Source organism: Arthrobacter sp. FW306-06-A (genome assembly GCF_021870055.1).
Taxonomy (GTDB): Bacteria; Actinomycetota; Actinomycetes; order Actinomycetales; family Micrococcaceae; genus Arthrobacter.
The window spans coordinates 3,213,770-3,228,400 of sequence record NZ_CP084552.1 but is presented as its reverse complement, the minus strand read 5'-3'; the positions used below and the strand labels follow the sequence as shown (position 1 = coordinate 3,228,400).

At 63.1% G+C, this 14,631-nt stretch carries 20 protein-coding genes; 17 read left to right on the top strand and 3 right to left on the bottom strand.

Annotated elements, in window-relative coordinates; all coding sequences use genetic code 11:
- The first annotated feature begins 8 nt into the window (after positions 1 to 8).
- From rpsH to map, 9 genes are all read left to right on the top strand, one after another.
- Entirely contained in the window at positions 9 to 407 is a 399-nt protein-coding gene (gene rpsH, locus LFT49_RS15025; RefSeq protein ID WP_018769139.1) for a 30S ribosomal protein S8, read from the top strand.
- Between the two features lie 18 nt (positions 408 to 425).
- Positions 426 to 962 (top strand): 50S ribosomal protein L6, encoded by a 537-nt coding sequence (gene rplF / locus LFT49_RS15020; protein WP_110541321.1) that lies wholly within the window; start codon positions 426 to 428, stop codon positions 960 to 962.
- Positions 963 to 964: 2 nt separating this feature from the next.
- Positions 965 to 1,348, top strand: a complete 384-nt coding sequence (gene rplR / locus LFT49_RS15015; protein ID WP_236799106.1) for a 50S ribosomal protein L18 — start codon at positions 965 to 967, stop codon at positions 1,346 to 1,348.
- Positions 1,345 to 2,061 carry a 30S ribosomal protein S5 gene (gene rpsE, locus LFT49_RS15010; protein WP_142133091.1) on the top strand — a complete coding sequence of 239 codons (717 nt, stop codon included), beginning with the start codon at positions 1,345 to 1,347 and terminating at the stop codon, positions 2,059 to 2,061. The genes rplR and rpsE overlap by 4 nt, the downstream gene beginning before the upstream one ends.
- A 2-nt stretch (positions 2,062 to 2,063) precedes the next feature.
- Positions 2,064 to 2,270 carry a 50S ribosomal protein L30 gene (gene rpmD, locus LFT49_RS15005; protein ID WP_009358731.1) on the top strand — a complete coding sequence of 69 codons (207 nt, stop codon included), beginning with the start codon at positions 2,064 to 2,066 and terminating at the stop codon, positions 2,268 to 2,270.
- A complete protein-coding gene (gene rplO / locus LFT49_RS15000; RefSeq protein ID WP_237428646.1) occupies positions 2,271 to 2,756 on the top strand; it encodes a 50S ribosomal protein L15 in 486 nt (161 codons plus the stop codon). It begins immediately after the preceding gene.
- A gap of 210 nt (positions 2,757 to 2,966) precedes the next feature.
- Positions 2,967 to 4,277, top strand: coding sequence for a preprotein translocase subunit SecY (secY, locus tag LFT49_RS14995; RefSeq protein WP_236799104.1), 1,311 nt, complete (start codon positions 2,967 to 2,969; stop codon positions 4,275 to 4,277).
- Positions 4,278 to 4,282: 5 nt separating this feature from the next.
- Positions 4,283 to 4,852, top strand: a complete 570-nt coding sequence (locus tag LFT49_RS14990; RefSeq protein WP_236802906.1) for an adenylate kinase — start codon at positions 4,283 to 4,285, stop codon at positions 4,850 to 4,852.
- 75 nt (positions 4,853 to 4,927) lie between these two features.
- A complete protein-coding gene (gene map / locus LFT49_RS14985) occupies positions 4,928 to 5,755 on the top strand; it encodes a type I methionyl aminopeptidase (RefSeq protein WP_236799103.1) in 828 nt (275 codons plus the stop codon).
- Between the two features lie 81 nt (positions 5,756 to 5,836).
- On the opposite strand, the gene LFT49_RS14980 is transcribed toward map, so the two are convergent.
- From LFT49_RS14980 to LFT49_RS14970, 3 genes are all read right to left on the bottom strand, one after another.
- Positions 5,837 to 7,186 carry an ABC transporter substrate-binding protein gene (locus LFT49_RS14980; RefSeq protein WP_237428645.1) on the bottom strand — a complete coding sequence of 450 codons (1,350 nt, stop codon included), beginning with the start codon at positions 7,184 to 7,186 and terminating at the stop codon, positions 5,837 to 5,839.
- A gap of 73 nt (positions 7,187 to 7,259) precedes the next feature.
- Positions 7,260 to 8,180: a carbohydrate ABC transporter permease gene (locus LFT49_RS14975; RefSeq protein ID WP_236799101.1), complete on the bottom strand. Its 921-nt coding sequence runs from the start codon at positions 8,178 to 8,180 to the stop codon at positions 7,260 to 7,262.
- On the bottom strand, positions 8,177 to 9,136 hold the full coding sequence (locus tag LFT49_RS14970) for a carbohydrate ABC transporter permease (RefSeq protein WP_236799100.1): 960 nt from the start codon (positions 9,134 to 9,136) through the stop codon (positions 8,177 to 8,179). Before LFT49_RS14970 ends, LFT49_RS14975 begins: the two co-directional genes overlap by 4 nt.
- A gap of 217 nt (positions 9,137 to 9,353) precedes the next feature.
- On the opposite strand from LFT49_RS14970, the gene LFT49_RS14965 reads away from it, so the two are divergent.
- The 8 genes from LFT49_RS14965 to LFT49_RS14930 all read left to right on the top strand — a co-directional run bounded on the left by LFT49_RS14965 (position 9,354) and on the right by LFT49_RS14930 (position 14,575).
- On the top strand, positions 9,354 to 10,283 hold the full coding sequence (locus LFT49_RS14965) for a P1 family peptidase (protein WP_237428644.1): 930 nt from the start codon (positions 9,354 to 9,356) through the stop codon (positions 10,281 to 10,283).
- A gap of 171 nt (positions 10,284 to 10,454) precedes the next feature.
- Positions 10,455 to 10,676: a translation initiation factor IF-1 gene (gene infA / locus LFT49_RS14960; RefSeq protein WP_009358723.1), complete on the top strand. Its 222-nt coding sequence runs from the start codon at positions 10,455 to 10,457 to the stop codon at positions 10,674 to 10,676.
- Positions 10,677 to 10,747: 71 nt separating this feature from the next.
- A complete protein-coding gene (rpmJ, locus tag LFT49_RS14955) occupies positions 10,748 to 10,861 on the top strand; it encodes a 50S ribosomal protein L36 (RefSeq protein ID WP_009358722.1) in 114 nt (37 codons plus the stop codon).
- A 184-nt stretch (positions 10,862 to 11,045) separates the two neighbouring features.
- Positions 11,046 to 11,420, top strand: a complete 375-nt coding sequence (gene rpsM, locus LFT49_RS14950) for a 30S ribosomal protein S13 (RefSeq protein WP_003803743.1) — start codon at positions 11,046 to 11,048, stop codon at positions 11,418 to 11,420.
- A gap of 54 nt (positions 11,421 to 11,474) precedes the next feature.
- Positions 11,475 to 11,876 carry a 30S ribosomal protein S11 gene (gene rpsK / locus LFT49_RS14945; RefSeq protein ID WP_018760435.1) on the top strand — a complete coding sequence of 134 codons (402 nt, stop codon included), beginning with the start codon at positions 11,475 to 11,477 and terminating at the stop codon, positions 11,874 to 11,876.
- Positions 11,877 to 12,006: 130 nt separating this feature from the next.
- A complete protein-coding gene (locus LFT49_RS14940; RefSeq protein WP_013601812.1) occupies positions 12,007 to 13,017 on the top strand; it encodes a DNA-directed RNA polymerase subunit alpha in 1,011 nt (336 codons plus the stop codon).
- A 68-nt stretch (positions 13,018 to 13,085) separates the two neighbouring features.
- Positions 13,086 to 13,649: a 50S ribosomal protein L17 gene (gene rplQ / locus LFT49_RS14935; protein WP_237428643.1), complete on the top strand. Its 564-nt coding sequence runs from the start codon at positions 13,086 to 13,088 to the stop codon at positions 13,647 to 13,649.
- An 86-nt stretch (positions 13,650 to 13,735) separates the two neighbouring features.
- A complete protein-coding gene (locus tag LFT49_RS14930; RefSeq protein WP_237428642.1) occupies positions 13,736 to 14,575 on the top strand; it encodes a tRNA pseudouridine synthase A in 840 nt (279 codons plus the stop codon).
- Positions 14,576 to 14,631 lie beyond the last annotated feature (56 nt).

Genomic DNA, 14,631 nt, shown 5'->3' with positions numbered 1-14,631 from the left:
GAGCCCACATGACAATGACAGATCCTGTCGCAGATATGCTTACGCGCCTGCGTAACGCAAACTCGGCATACCACGACTCCGTGTCTATGCCTTACAGCAAGCTCAAGGCACGCGTTGCCGACATCCTCAAGGCCGAAGGTTTCATCGCCGGCTGGAAGGAAGAGGACGCTGAGGTTGGCAAGAAGCTGACCCTCGAACTCAAGTTCGGTCCGAACCGCGAGCGCTCCATCGCCGGTGTTCGCCGCATCTCCAAGCCGGGCCTCCGCGTTTACGCGAAGTCCACCAACCTGCCGCACGTGCTGGGTGGCCTGGGTATCGCAATCCTGTCCACCTCTTCCGGCCTCCTGACTGACAAGCAGGCCGGCAAGAAGGGCGTGGGCGGCGAAGTCCTCGCGTACGTCTGGTAACGGGAAAGGAAGAGAATAATGTCACGTATTGGACGTCTCCCCATCACCGTTCCTGCCGGCGTTGAGGTCAAGGTTGACGGCTCTGTCGTCAGCGTCAAGGGTTCCAAGGGGGAGCTGAGCCACACTGTGGCCAGCCCCATCGAGGTTGCCCTGGAAGACAACACCCTGACCGTAAGCCGCCCGAACGACGAGCGTGCCTCACGTTCGCTCCACGGCCTGACCCGCACCCTGATCGCCAACATGATCCAGGGCGTCACCGCAGGCTACGAGAAGAAGCTTGAAATCGTCGGTACTGGTTACCGCGTTCAGGCCAAGGGTTCTGACCTTGAGTTCGCTCTGGGCTACAGCCACCCGGTCAACGTTTCGGCTCCGGCCGGCATCACCTTTGCAGTAGAGGGACCGACCAAGCTCTCTGTATCAGGAATCAACAAGCAGCAGGTCGGCGAAGTTGCTGCCAACATTCGCAAGCTGCGGAAGCCCGACCCGTACAAGGGCAAGGGCATCCGTTACGCCGGCGAAGTCATCCGCCGCAAGGTCGGAAAGGCTGGTAAGTAACCATGGCCATCTCCATTAACAAGAAGCGTACGAACAAGAGCAAGGCTGCTGGTCGCAGCCGCCGCCAGCTTCGTATCCGCAAGCGCATTTCCGGTACGGCTGTACGCCCCCGCATGGTGGTCAACCGCTCCGCACGCCACGTATTTGTCCAGGTTGTCGATGACACCATTGGCCAGACCGTAGCAAGCGCGTCCACACTGGAAGCCGACCTCCGTGCATTCGACGGTGACAAGACTGCCAAGGCCAAGCGCGTCGGCGAGCTCGTTGCCGAACGTGCCAAGGCTGCCGGCGTCGAGGCTGTTGTGTTCGACCGTGGTGGTAACAAGTACCACGGCCGGATTGCCGCCGTCGCTGACGGTGCACGCGAAGGTGGGCTGTCACTGTGACCGAAGCAAACAAGGAAAAGGACACTGTGTCTGCAGATCAGAAGGCTCCCGAAGCCGCAGCTGCTGAGACCACTGCCCCCGCTGCCGACGACCGCCGTGGTGGCGCCCGTCGCGGCGAGCGTGGCGACCGCGGCCAGGGCCGCGGCGACCGCGGTGGCCGTGGCGGCCGCGACGGTGGCCGTGAAGCCGAAAAGAACCAGTTCGTAGAGCGCGTTGTCACCATCAACCGCGTTTCCAAGGTCGTCAAGGGTGGTCGTCGCTTCAGCTTCACCGCACTGGTCGTCGTTGGTGACGGTAACGGCATGGTCGGCGTGGGCTACGGCAAGGCCAAGGAAGTTCCCGCTGCTATCGCCAAGGGCGTTGAAGAGGCCAAGAAGTCCTTCTTCCGCGTTCCGCGCGTTGGCAACACCATCCCGCACCGCGTTCAGGGTGAAGCCGCTGCCGGCGTCGTAATGCTGCGTCCGGCCTCCGCCGGTACCGGTGTTATCGCCGGTGGTCCGGTCCGTGCAGTACTGGAGTGCGTGGGCATCCACGACATCCTCTCCAAGTCGCTCGGTTCCTCCAACGCCATCAACATCGTTCACGCGACCGTTGATGCCCTGAAGCGCCTCGAAGAGCCGGCAGCAGTGGCAGCACGCCGCGGCCTGCCGCTGGACGAGGTTGCTCCCCAGGCTCTGGTGAAGGCCCTCCTGGCTCCGAAGGCAGGTGTTTAGTCATGGCTAAGAACCTGGTCCCTTCCGACGCCCAGTTGGAAATCACTCAGATCAAGTCCGCCATTGGCGGCAAGCAGAACCAGCGCGACACCCTGCGGTCCCTCGGCCTGAAGCGGATCGGACACACCGTTGTCCGCACCGCCGACGCCGTGACCGTTGGAATGCTCAACACGGTTCCGCACCTGGTAAAGGTAGAGGAGGCGAAGTAAATGGCAGAGAACACTGCTGATAAGGCACAGGCTGCAGAGAAGCAGAACGCCCTGAAGGTTCACCACCTGCGTCCCGCCCCGGGTGCCAAGACCGCCAAGACCCGTGTTGGTCGTGGCGAGGCATCCAAGGGTAAGACCGCCGGCCGTGGTACCAAGGGTACGGCTGCCCGCTACCAGGTGAAGGCTGGCTTTGCCGGCGGCCAGCTGCCGCTGCACATGCGCCTGCCCAAGCTGCGTGGCTTCAAGAACCCGTTCCGGGTTGAGTTCCAGGTCGTGAACCTGGACAAGCTCAACGAGCTGTTCCCGGAAGGTGGCGCAGTCACCGTGGAGAACCTGGTTGAAAAGGGTGCGGTTCGCAAGAACCAGCCCGTCAAGGTGCTGGGCACCGGCGACATCTCCGTCAAGGTTGACGTCACCGTCCACGCATTCTCGGCCAGCGCCGCTGAAAAGATCGCTGCAGCAGGCGGAAGCACCACCGCCCTGTAAGGGACGGCGCCAGCTGTTGAACTCCCGGTATCCGTGGGCTTTGGCCCCGGATACCGGGAGTTTTTCATATCCGCCGGGCGAATTTTTCGCGCCATCCGGCGCACGTGCGCTGCCCCGGATTGTTCGCAGGGCGCATCCAACCGTTAGACTCGGTTGTCGGGATTTATCAAGTTCCGCCACCCCACCCTTATTGACACCACAGGAGGACGCTTGCTTAGCGCATTTGGCCGGGCCTTTCGCACGCCTGATCTGCGACGCAAGTTGTTGTTCACGCTGGCAATCATCACCATCTTCCGCTTGGGTGCTTTCATTCCCTCGCCAGGTGTGAACTACCAGAATGTCCAGCAATGCTTGCAGAACGGTCAGACCGCCGGCGGGTTGTACCAGCTCGTTAACCTCTTCAGCGGCGGCGCGTTGCTCCAGGTGTCCATCTTCGCCCTGGGCATCATGCCCTACATCACGGCGAGCATCATTGTGCAGCTGCTCCGGGTGGTCATTCCCCGGTTCCAGCAGCTCTACGAAGAGGGCGCGTCGGGCCAGTCCAAGCTGACCCAGTACACCCGCTACCTCACCATCGCGCTGGGCCTGCTCAACGCCACCACCCTGGTGTCGCTGGCACGCTCCGGGCAGTTGCTGCCCGGTTGCCAGCTGCCGATCATCCCGGACACCAGCATCATCACCACCATCCTGATCATCATCACGCTTACGGCCGGTACCGGCCTGATCATGTGGATGGGCGAGCTTGTCACGGAGAAGGGCGTGGGCAACGGCATGTCGCTGCTCATCTTTACCTCCATCGCCGCGCAGTTCCCCACCTCGCTGGGCGCCATCTGGACCTCCCAGGGCCCGGGAACCTTCTTCATCGTCCTCGCCGTGGGCCTGCTCACCGTTGCACTGGTGGTCTTCGTGGAACAGTCGCAGCGGCGTATCCCCGTGCAGTACGCCAAGCGCATGATCGGGCGGCGCACCGTGGGCGGCACCAGCACCTACATTCCCATCAAGGTGAACATGGCCGGCGTCATTCCGGTGATCTTCGCTTCCTCCATGCTCTACATTCCCGGGTTGATCGCGCAGTTCAACCAGCCCCGGAACGGCGAGCCCATGCAGCCGTGGGTTGAGTGGATCAACAACAACCTCACCCGCGGTGACCACCCGATCTACATGGCGGTTTACTTCGTCCTGATCGTGTTCTTTACCTACTTCTACGTCGCGATTACCTTCAACCCTGAAGAAGTATCGGACAACATGAAGAAGTACGGCGGCTTCATCCCTGGTATCCGCGCCGGCAGGCCGACCGCTGATTACCTGCAGTACGTGCTCTCACGGATCACCCTGCCCGGTGCCCTTTACCTGGGCTTCGTGGCACTGATTCCGCTGGTGGCACTGGTACTGATCAATGCGAACCAGAACTTCCCGTTCGGTGGCACCTCGATCCTGATCATGGTGGGCGTTGGTTTGGAGACCGTAAAGCAGATTGATGCGCAGCTACAACAACGTCACTACGAAGGGCTTTTGCGATGACGAGAATGCTGATTATTGGACCTCCCGGTTCCGGAAAAGGAACGCAGGCGGAGCGGATCTCAGAACGCCTCGGCGTTGTGGCCATCTCCACCGGCGACATCTTCCGTGCCAACGTGAAGGGCGAAACGCCGCTGGGCCTCGAGGCCAAGAAGTTCATGGACAACGGTGACTTCGTTCCGGACAGCGTGACCAACAAGATGGTCCGCGACCGCCTTGGCGAGTCCGATGTGAACAATGGCTTCCTGCTGGACGGCTACCCGCGCACCACCGCGCAGGTGGATTACCTTGACGAGATCCTCGCCGACGGCGACGAGAAGCTCGACGTGGTCCTCCAGCTGACCGCCGACGACGAGGAACTGGTGCACCGCCTCCTGGGCCGGGCCAAGGAAACGGGCCGGAGCGACGACAACGAAGCCGTCATCCGCCACCGCCTTGACCTGTACCACGAGCAGACCGAAGCTGTGGTGTCGAAGTACGCCGAGCGCGGCATCCTCACCCAGGTCGACGGGATTGGTCCCATCGACGAAGTTACCGACCGCGTGATGCAGGCCATCAAGGCGGCACAGGCAGCCTGACCAAAGGCGGCCCCGGTTTTATCGAGGCTCCTCCCGGCATCCGGGAGGAGCCTCAGCCATTTGAAAGGAAACACCATGGCCTTTGGCCAGCCCCGCATCGAATTCAAGAACAATGCCCAGATGCGCACCATGCAGGAGGCAGGCCTGGTCCTAAGCCGCGCACTCGACGCCGCCGTTGCCGCCGCGGTGCCGGGAGTCACCACCAAGCACCTGGACGACGTCTTCGCCGCCGTCCTCAACGAGGCAGGCGCCAAGTCCAACTTCCTGGGCTACCACGGCTTCCCGGCCACCATCTGCACCTCAGTGAATGAGGAAGTGGTGCATGGCATTCCCGGCAGCCGGATCCTCCAGGACGGGGACATCATCTCCATCGACGGTGGCGCCATCGTCAACGGCTGGCACTCGGATTCCGCGCGGACGGTGATCGTGGGAACCGCGGATCCGGAGGACCAGCGGCTCTCCGACATCACCCAGGCCGCCATGTGGCGGGGCATCGCAGCGCTGGCCACAGGCTCGCACGTTGGAGACATTGGCGCGGCCATCGATGATTACGTTTCGTCCGTTCCCGGCAAGCCGCTGGGCATCCTGGAGGACTACGTGGGCCACGGCATCGGTTCCGAGATGCACATGGCGCCTGATGTCCTGAACTACCGCACCAGCCACCGGGGTCCCAAGATCAAGCCGGGCCTCTGCCTCGCCATTGAGCCAATGCTTGTGCGCGGCGGCATCGAGACCGCGGTCCTGGAGGATGACTGGACAGTGGTGACCACGGACGGCAAGCGCTCCTGCCAGTGGGAGCACTCCGTGGCGGTGCATGAGAAGGGCATTTGGGTGCTTTCAGCGCCCGACGGCGGTGCGGAGCACCTGGCGCCCCTCGGCGTCACCCCGGTGCCGATCCCGTAAGGGACGCGCCCGTTCGCCGGCGACACGCAAAAGCCCTGGCGACTCCTGAAACAGGAGCGGCCAGGGCTTTTGCGTTCCCAACTACGACTTCAGCTTCGGCTTCACGTCGCGGTCGTAGATGCTCTGCAGCGTGTTCTTCAGGTCCGTCATGGTGGACTTCACATCACCCTGCTGGGTGAGGATCTTCGCGGCAGCCTTGGCCATCTCCTGGTCGGCGCCGGGCAGGAACACGCGGGCGTTGTCCTGGACCTTGGTCACCGCCAGCTGGTCCACTGCCGTCTGGATCTGTGGTGTCTTGGCCAGGACGGCGGTCATGTCCGCAGACTTGCGGGTGGGCATGTAGCCGGTGGCGGCCGAGAACTCGACGGTGCTCTCCGGCTGGGTGACGAAATCGAGGAACATCCCGGCGGCGAGCTGTTCCTCCTTGGTGATCCCGCTGGGGATGCCCAGGCCTGCGCCGCCGGTGGGGCAGACGTTTGTGGTCGCCTTGGGGCCGCCCGGCAGGAAGCCGACGCCCACATTGAATTTGGCCGACTTCAGGATGCCCAGCAGCGAGCCGGTGGAGGCGATGGTGGCGGACGTCAGGCCGGCCGAGAAGTCGTCAGCTGCTTCCTTGGAGGAGACCCCCGCCCACTTGTCCTTGTAGATCGAATCCTGCGCCCACTGCAGCGCCGCCACGGAATCAGTGGAGTCGCAGGTGATGTCCCATTCCTTGGACCAGCCGCCGCCCCAGCCCCACAGCATGTTCTGCAGGGTCCAGCCCGCGTACCCTGCCAGGGCGGGGTAGATGTAGGCGTACTGGGCCCCGGAAGCTGCCTTGAGCTTGGGTGCCCATTGGCCGAATTCGTCCCACGTCTTGGGCGCCCGGTCCGGAAGTCCGGCAGCGGCAAAGTGGTCCTTGTTGTAGTAAAACAGCGGGGTTGAGCGGCCGTAGGGGAGCGCCCACTGCTTCCCGTCGTACTTGTAGTCGTTGATCAGCGACTGCTGGAAGTCGTCCATCTTCATGTTCAGCTGCTTGGTAAGGCTGTCCACCGGGATGATGCTGCCGTTGGTGTAGTAGCGGAACCACCACACGTCGGAGAGGACCACCACGCCCGGAAGGCCGGACTTGGCAGCCTGGGCCGTCTGGAACTTCTGCGCAATTTCCTCATAGTTGGCCCCTGCCGTCACCAGGTTGACGGTGATGCCGGGGTTCTTGGCCTGGAATTTCTGGATCAGGCTCTTCTCAACCTCCTGCGACTGGCCGGGGTGGCTGGACCAGAAGTCGATCTTGGCCGCTGGCTTAACGCCGTTGAAGTCGATGTCGGCCGCCTGCGAGGTCGCCTGCCCGCCGCCAGTGGTGGAGGGTCCGCCGCATGCGGCCAGGGCGGCGGCAGAGGCGGTAACCCCTGCCAGGCCCAGGAAATGCCTCCGGTCCAGGTGAAGTGTCATGACAGTTCCTTTCGGTTGTTGCCTTGGAAAATGTGAGAGTCGAAGGTTGGAAAGTACGACGGCGGGAGGCAGGTCAGCCGGTCACGCTCCCTTGGGTGAGGCCCGCCACGATGTAGCGCTGCAGGGCGGCGAAGATGATCAGGATGGGGACGATGACCAGGACCGCGCCGGCCATGAGGACCCCCCAGCCGGCGGCGTTGCTCTCGCTGTTCTGCAGCAGCGTCAGCCCCACCGGAAGCGTCATCGTCTCCGGGCGGTCCGTGATGATGAGCGGCCAGATGTACTCGTTCCATTCGGTCACCACCGTCACCAAAGCCACGGTGGCGATGGACGGGACCGAGACCGGAACCACGATCTGCCACAGCCGCCGCCAGTGGCCGGCACCGTCCATCTCGGCAGACTCCAGGATCGAATTCGGCAGGGTCCGGAAGTGCTGGCGCAACAGGAACGTACCGAACGCGGTACCCAGGCCGGGAAGGATGATGCCCCACAGCGTGTTCTTGCCTCCCATTCCCGCGATCAAAATGAAGTTGGGCAGGATAGCCACCTGAGGGGGCACCATCAGCGCCACCAGGATCAGCAAAAAGATGAAATCCCGGAACGGGAAGCGGACGAAGACCAGCGCGTACGCCGTCAGGATCGCCAGGATCACCTTGATGGTGGCCCCCACCACGGTGACGATGGTGCTGTTCAGGAAGAACTGCCCAAACGGCACCGTGGTCATGGCGGTCCGGTAGTTCTCCAGGTTCAGGCTCTCCGGCAGGATCTTCAGGTCTGTGGTGACGATTTCGCCGGACTGCTTGAAGGAGCTCAGCACCATCCACAGCAGGGGCAGGAAGACCACCAGTGTTGCGATGAGCAGGGGCAGGTAGCCGCCCACCACCGTCTGGACGAGGTTGCGGCGCGACAGCGGGCGGTCGCGGTCGAGGCCTGGCTCGGGGGCAGCGACGGCCGGCGCAGCGGGGTCCGGGTTGACCGGTGACAGGGAGGTCACGAGTAGTGCACCTTTCGTTCCACGAACCGCAGCTGCAGCACGGTGATGACCAGGAGGATAGCGAACAGCACTACCGAGATGGCTGCCGAGTAACCGGCCCTGTTGTAGGCGCCGAAGGCCTGCAGGTAGGCCTCGTAAATCAGGGTGCTGGTGCCGGTGCCCAGCGGGGTCATGATCCGGATCAGGTCGAAGGCCTGCAGTGAGCTGAGCATGGTGGTGATCAGGAGGAAGAACGTGGTGGGGGACAGCAGCGGCAGCGAGATGCTGACGAAGCGCCGGAACCCGTTGGCTCCGTCAAGGGAGGCCGCTTCCATGACTTCCGAGGGAAGGGACTGCAGCCCGGCCAGGTAGACCACGGCGCAATAGCCCAGGTTCTTCCAGACGTAGACCAGGATTACCATGACCAGCGAAAGCTGGGGATCGTTAATCCACTGCGGGCTCTGCTGCCCGATGCCCCGCAGCAGCCAGGCCAGGACCCCGTAGCCAGGGTCGAAGATGAACAGCCATACCAGGCCCACGCCGACACCGGAGAGCACATAGGGCGCAAAGACGGCGGAACGGGCAAACGTGGTACCGCGGATCTTCGCGTTCAAGGCCAGCGCCACCAGCAGGCCCAGCAGCATGGATCCGCCCACCGTCGTAAGGGTGAACACTGCCGTGGTGCCCAGGACCTTCGGGGCGTCATTGCTGCCGAAGAAGGTGACGTAGTTGGCAAGGCCCACCACCGTGGCGGTGGGGGAGCCCAGGGTCCAGTCCAGCGTTGAGTAGTACATGTTGCTGATCAGCGGACGGTAGGTGAAGACGGCGATCAGCACCAGGTTGGGCAACGCCATGGCAAGGAAAACAAAGAAGTCGCGGCGGGTCCTTGCTGTCCACCGCCGCTTTGGTACTTTCGCGGAACTTCCCGGAGGCCTGTTGGGTTTGGCCGAGGGGTGCGGGGCGAGTTGACGGGTCATGCGTTGCCTCTCCCGGGTTGGGAGCCTGCTCGTGGCGGGCCCTGGCTTGATCTAGGGACTACTACACCAGACCGTCAGGGGGCTGAAACCCGCATATGCCCTTGTTCAAGGGACTGTTATCCAAGGCTTCGTCGCCCGTTAACGCTGTGTTGAATGCAGTCTCGCATAAAGTTCGCCAATGCGGCAGGGGCGCGCCAGCAGAGGGGAGAATAGGGCCATGGGAACCATTACCGATGTTCCGGGCCTGCGCGTGGGCCACGTACAAAAGGACCGCGACGGCTGGCTGACGGGCGTCACCGTGGTCCTGCCCCCACCGGGCACCGTGGGATCGGTGGATGTCCAGGGCGGGGGGCCTGCCACCCACGAAACGGACGCCCTTGACCCGACGACACTGGTCAGCCACGTCGACGCGGTGGTCCTCACCGGCGGCAGCGCCTACGGGCTTGCCTCCGCGGCCGGTGCCCAGCGCTGGTGCGAGGAGAATGGCCGCGGCTTCGCCGTCCCGGGGGGAGTGGTTCCGATCGTCCCGGCCGCCGCCATCTTCGACCTGGGCAGGGGCGGCGACTTTTCCGCACGCCCGACGCCGGACATGGGCTACGCGGCAACGGCCGCCGCAGCGGCACAAAAGGAAGGGCACGACGTCGAACGCGGCAACGTGGGCGCCGGAACCGGGGCGCTCCTCGGCAGGACCTACAAGGGCGGGGTGGGCACGGCGTCGGCCACGCTCAATAACGGTGTAGTTGTGGGGGCAATCGCAGTGGTGAATGCGTTGGGATTGCCGACAGTCGAACAGTCGGTTCTCGAGGAGGCCGTGGTGGAACCGGGTCCCAACACCACTCTGGTCGTTGTGGCTACCAACGCCGTGCTTGATGTGGCCGAATGTAAACGGACTGCCTCGGCGGCTCACGCGGGGATCGCGAGGGCTCTCAACCCCTCACACACCCTGGCCGACGGCGACACTGTTTTCTGCCTGGCGACCGGTGCCGTGGCACTGGACCGGTCGGACGAAGCTGCCCGGCAGCTGAGTCTTATCACGCTGCAAAGTGCGGCAGCCGACGTCGTACGGTTGGCCATCCTTGACGGCGTGGCCAGCGCTGAAACGATCACTACCCCCGCAGGTGAATATGGTGCGTTCCGGTCCGCGTAGGCTACTATGGCCGATTTAACTTTTACCCGCTGACGGGGTAGTGTTGTTTGTTGGTTGTCTGGACTGCCACGCCCTTTTGGGCCTGGAGGCTGCAATCGATCCAACAAAAACGTTCGTAGTCATGCCCGGTGCAATCCGGCGGGGCTGCGGCAACAACAGTTAGCGGAGGGTATGGCCAAGAAGGACGGGGTCATTGAGATCGAAGGCGTTGTGACCGAGGCGCTGCCTAACGCGATGTTTCGCGTTGAGCTCACCAACAAGCACATCGTTCTGGCACACATCTCTGGAAAGATGCGTCAGCACTACATCCGAATCCTCCCCGAGGACCGCGTAGTGGTGGAGCTGAGCCCGTACGACCTCACCCGTGGTCGTATCGTCTACCGCTACAAGTAAATTGCTGGGCGGCATCAGTACACACTGGCCGCCGCTTCAGTTGACCAAACTGCTACACGCAAAGGAACGCCATGAAGGTCAAGCCGAGCGTCAAGCAGATCTGCGAAAAGTGCAAAGTGATCCGCCGTAATGGCCGGGTCATGGTGATCTGCGAGAACCCGCGCCACAAGCAGCGCCAGGGCTAATTTCCTTCCCTGAAGGAAATCCTGGGTTGCTAACCCACGCAAGTAAATAAAGGCAGCACAAGCTGATCTGGAACATTGAGCTCGAAAGAGTCCGGACAGCTAACCCCCGGTCGGAGGCTGGGGCCGCACGGACTGTGCGGGTGTACTGCCTACGACCTCCGGTTTATCAAGGAGTACTGCCACTATGGCTCGTCTCGCTGGCGTAGACATTCCCCGCGAAAAGCGGCTGGAAATTGCGCTTACTTACATCTACGGCGTGGGCAAGACCCGTGCACACGAAACCCTGGCTGCCACGGGCATCAGCGCTGACGTTCGCGTCAAGGACCTGACTGACGCCCAGCTGGTTGAGCTGCGTGACTACATTGAAGGCAACTACAAGGTTGAGGGTGACCTTCGCCGCGAAGTAGCAGCAGATATCCGCCGCAAGGTTGAAATCGGCAGCTACGAAGGCCTGCGCCACCGCAAGGGCCTGCCCGTACGCGGTCAGCGTACGAAGACCAACGCACGTACCCGCAAGGGCCCGAAGCGTACCGTCGCCGGCAAGAAGAAGGCCCGTTAAAATCCCCGCCCGGGATTTACGGACTTTCCCCAATAACTTTCTGTAGGAGAAAAAATGCCCCCGAAGACTCGTGGCGCGGTTCGCAAGCCGCGTAAGAAGGACAAGAAGAATATCGCGCTTGGCCAGGCGCACATCAAGAGCACCTTTAACAACACCATCGTTTCCATCACGGATCCCTCCGGTGCTGTTATTTCCTGGGCTTCCTCCGGTGAGGTTGGCTTCAAGGGCTCGCGTAAGTCCACCCCGTTCGCTGCCCAGATGGCTGCTGAAGCCGCTGCCAAGCGTGCGCAGGAGCACGGCATGCGCAAGGTAGACGTTTTCGTCAAGGGACCGGGTTCCGGACGCGAGACCGCAATCCGTTCGCTGCAGGCCGCAGGCCTCGAGGTTGGCTCCATCCAGGACGTCACCCCCGCAGCCCACAACGGCTGCCGCCCGCCGAAGCGCCGCCGCGTCTAATTCTTTTCCGCAGCAGGAGCTTGCCCGGACCAGCGATGGTCCGGGCAAGCCCAGCGCGTTAAGTCTTCAGACCGAATTTCCACCACCTGTGTTGCGTCATATAGCGGATGCTCGCCGAAAGGAAACCTAAGTGCTCATTGCACAGCGCCCCACCCTCTCCGAAGAGGTCGTCTCCGAAAACCGTTCGCGTTTCATCATTGAACCGCTGGAACCGGGCTTCGGCTACACCCTCGGAAACTCCCTCCGCCGTACCCTGCTCTCCTCCATCCCCGGTGCTGCCGTAACCAGCATCCGGATCGATGGTGTGCTGCACGAGTTCACCACGGTTCCGGGTGTCAAGGAAGATGTCACCGAGATCATCCTTAACATCAAGAGCCTGTCGGTTTCCTCCGAGCACGACGAGCCTGTCGTGGCTTACCTGCGCAAGCAGGGCCCCGGAGTCGTCACCGCCGCGGACATCGCTCCGCCGGCCGGCGTCGAATTCCACAACCCGGATCTGCACATCGCCACGCTGAACTCGAAGGGCAAGTTCGAACTCGAACTGACCATCGAGCGCGGCCGCGGCTACGTTTCGGCAGCTCAGAACAAGTCCGGCGATGCAGAGATCGGCCGCATCCCGGTCGACTCCATCTACTCGCCGGTGCTGAAGGTTACTTTCCGCGTGGAAGCAACCCGTGTTGAGCAGCGCACCGACTTCGACAAGCTGATTGTCGACGTCGAGACCAAGCAGGCCATCGCCCCGCGCGATGCCGTTGCTTCCGCAGGCACCACCCTGGTGGAACTGTTCGGTCTGGCCCGTGAGCTGAACACCGCAGCTGAAGGTATCGAGATCGGCCCGTCGCCGACGGATGCTGCCCTGGCAGCAGACATGGCACTGCCGATCGAGGATCTGGACCTCACCGTCCGTTCCTACAACTGCCTCAAGCGTGAGGGCATCCACACCGTGGGTGAACTCGTTGCCCGCTCCGAGGCTGACCTGATGGACATCCGCAACTTCGGTGCCAAGTCCATTGACGAGGTCAAGGCAAAGCTGGTTGAACTGGGCCTGTCCCTCAAGGACTCGCCTCCCGGTTTTGACCTCGCAGCACGCGCCGCAGCAATCGAAGAGGACGACGCCGCTTTCGGCGACGACGAACTCTAAACCAGACCTTGGCCGGTGGGCAGCACCATGGTGTGCCGCCCACGGCTTCCACATGAGGAGAAACAATTATGCCTACCCCCACTAAGGGTCCGCGCCTCGGAGGCGGCCCGGCTCACGAGCGCCTCATGCTCGCGAACCTGGCAGCATCCCTGTTCGAGCACAAGCGAATCACCACCACGGTGACCAAGGCCAAGCGCCTGAAGCCGTACGCAGAGCGCCTTGTCACCTTCGCCAAGCGTGGCGACCTGGCTTCCCGCCGCCGCGTGCTCGGCCTGATCAGCAACAAGGGCATCGTCCACGAGCTGTTCACCGACATCGCCCAGGCTGTGGAGAACCGCGACGGCGGCTACACCCGCATCACCAAGATCGGCAACCGCAAGGGCGACAACGCTCCCATGGCTGTCATCGAACTGGTCCTGGAGCCGGTTTCCGCCAAGCAGGCCGTCGTAGCCGAGGCTACCCAGGCTGCTGCCAAGGCTGCTCCGGCCGCCGAGGAAGCTCCGGCTGAAGAGGCTCCGGCCGCTGAGGAAGCTGCCGAGGCACCTGCTGCTGAAGAAGCTGCAACCGAAGAGGCTCCGGCCTCTGAGGAAGCTGCCGAGGCTCCCGCAGCCGAGGAGAAGGACGCGAAGTAATTCGCTGATTCGCTTCGCATAGACTTAGGTCTGTGAACCACCAAAAACCCGCGGCCCCCGTTTCAGGGGGCGGCGGGTTTTTGCGTATGCGGCTTGATCTTTCGTACGACGGCGGTCCGTTCAGCGGGTGGGCGGTGCAGCCGGGACGGCGGACAGTCCAGGGCGTGTTGGAGGAAGCAATCGAGCTTTTGGTCCGCCGCCAGGTCCGGGTCACCGTTGCAGGGCGCACTGACGCCGGTGTCCACGCCCGCGGGCAGGTGGTGCACCTGGACCTCACCGAAGCCGAGTGGCTGGGACTGCCGCGCGGGCACGAACTCGATCCCGCCGTCGCCATGATGCGCAGGCTCCGCGGGGCACTCAACCGGGCCCTCGGCGACCTGCACGGCGCGGTGGAGGTGCATGCCGTTTCGTTGGCACCGAAGGGTTTCGACGCCCGCTTCTCCGCCCTCTGGCGCCGGTACAGCTACCGGATCGCGGACGGCCCGGCGCTGTGGGACCCTTTGGAGCGGTACTTCACGCTGTGGCACAAGAACCCGCTGGACGTCTCGCTCTTGAACGAGGGTGCTTCGCAGCTCTTGGGTCTGCAGAACTTCCTGTCCTTCTGCAAGCCGCGCGAGGGCGCTACCACCGTCCGTGAACTCCAGCGGTTCGAGTTCCGGCGCGGCGAGGACGGCGTCATCGTAGCCACCGTCCAGGCTGACGCGTTCTGCCACAACATGGTCCGCGCCCTGATCGGTTCCGCGCTGTACGTGGGGGAGGGCGCTGTGGAGCCGGGCTGGTTGTACGAGCGGCTGCTGCTGCAGAAGCGGGATGCCAAGTCGGTTCTTGCCGCGCCGCACCCCCTGGTGCTGGAGGAAGTGGCGTACCCGTCGGACAGCGAGCTCCTTACCCGCGCCGAACAGACCAGGGCCGTCCGCGAGTACTGATTCCCATCGAGTGCTCCGTACTTGTCGTTTTCGAGCCCGATAACGACAAGTACGGA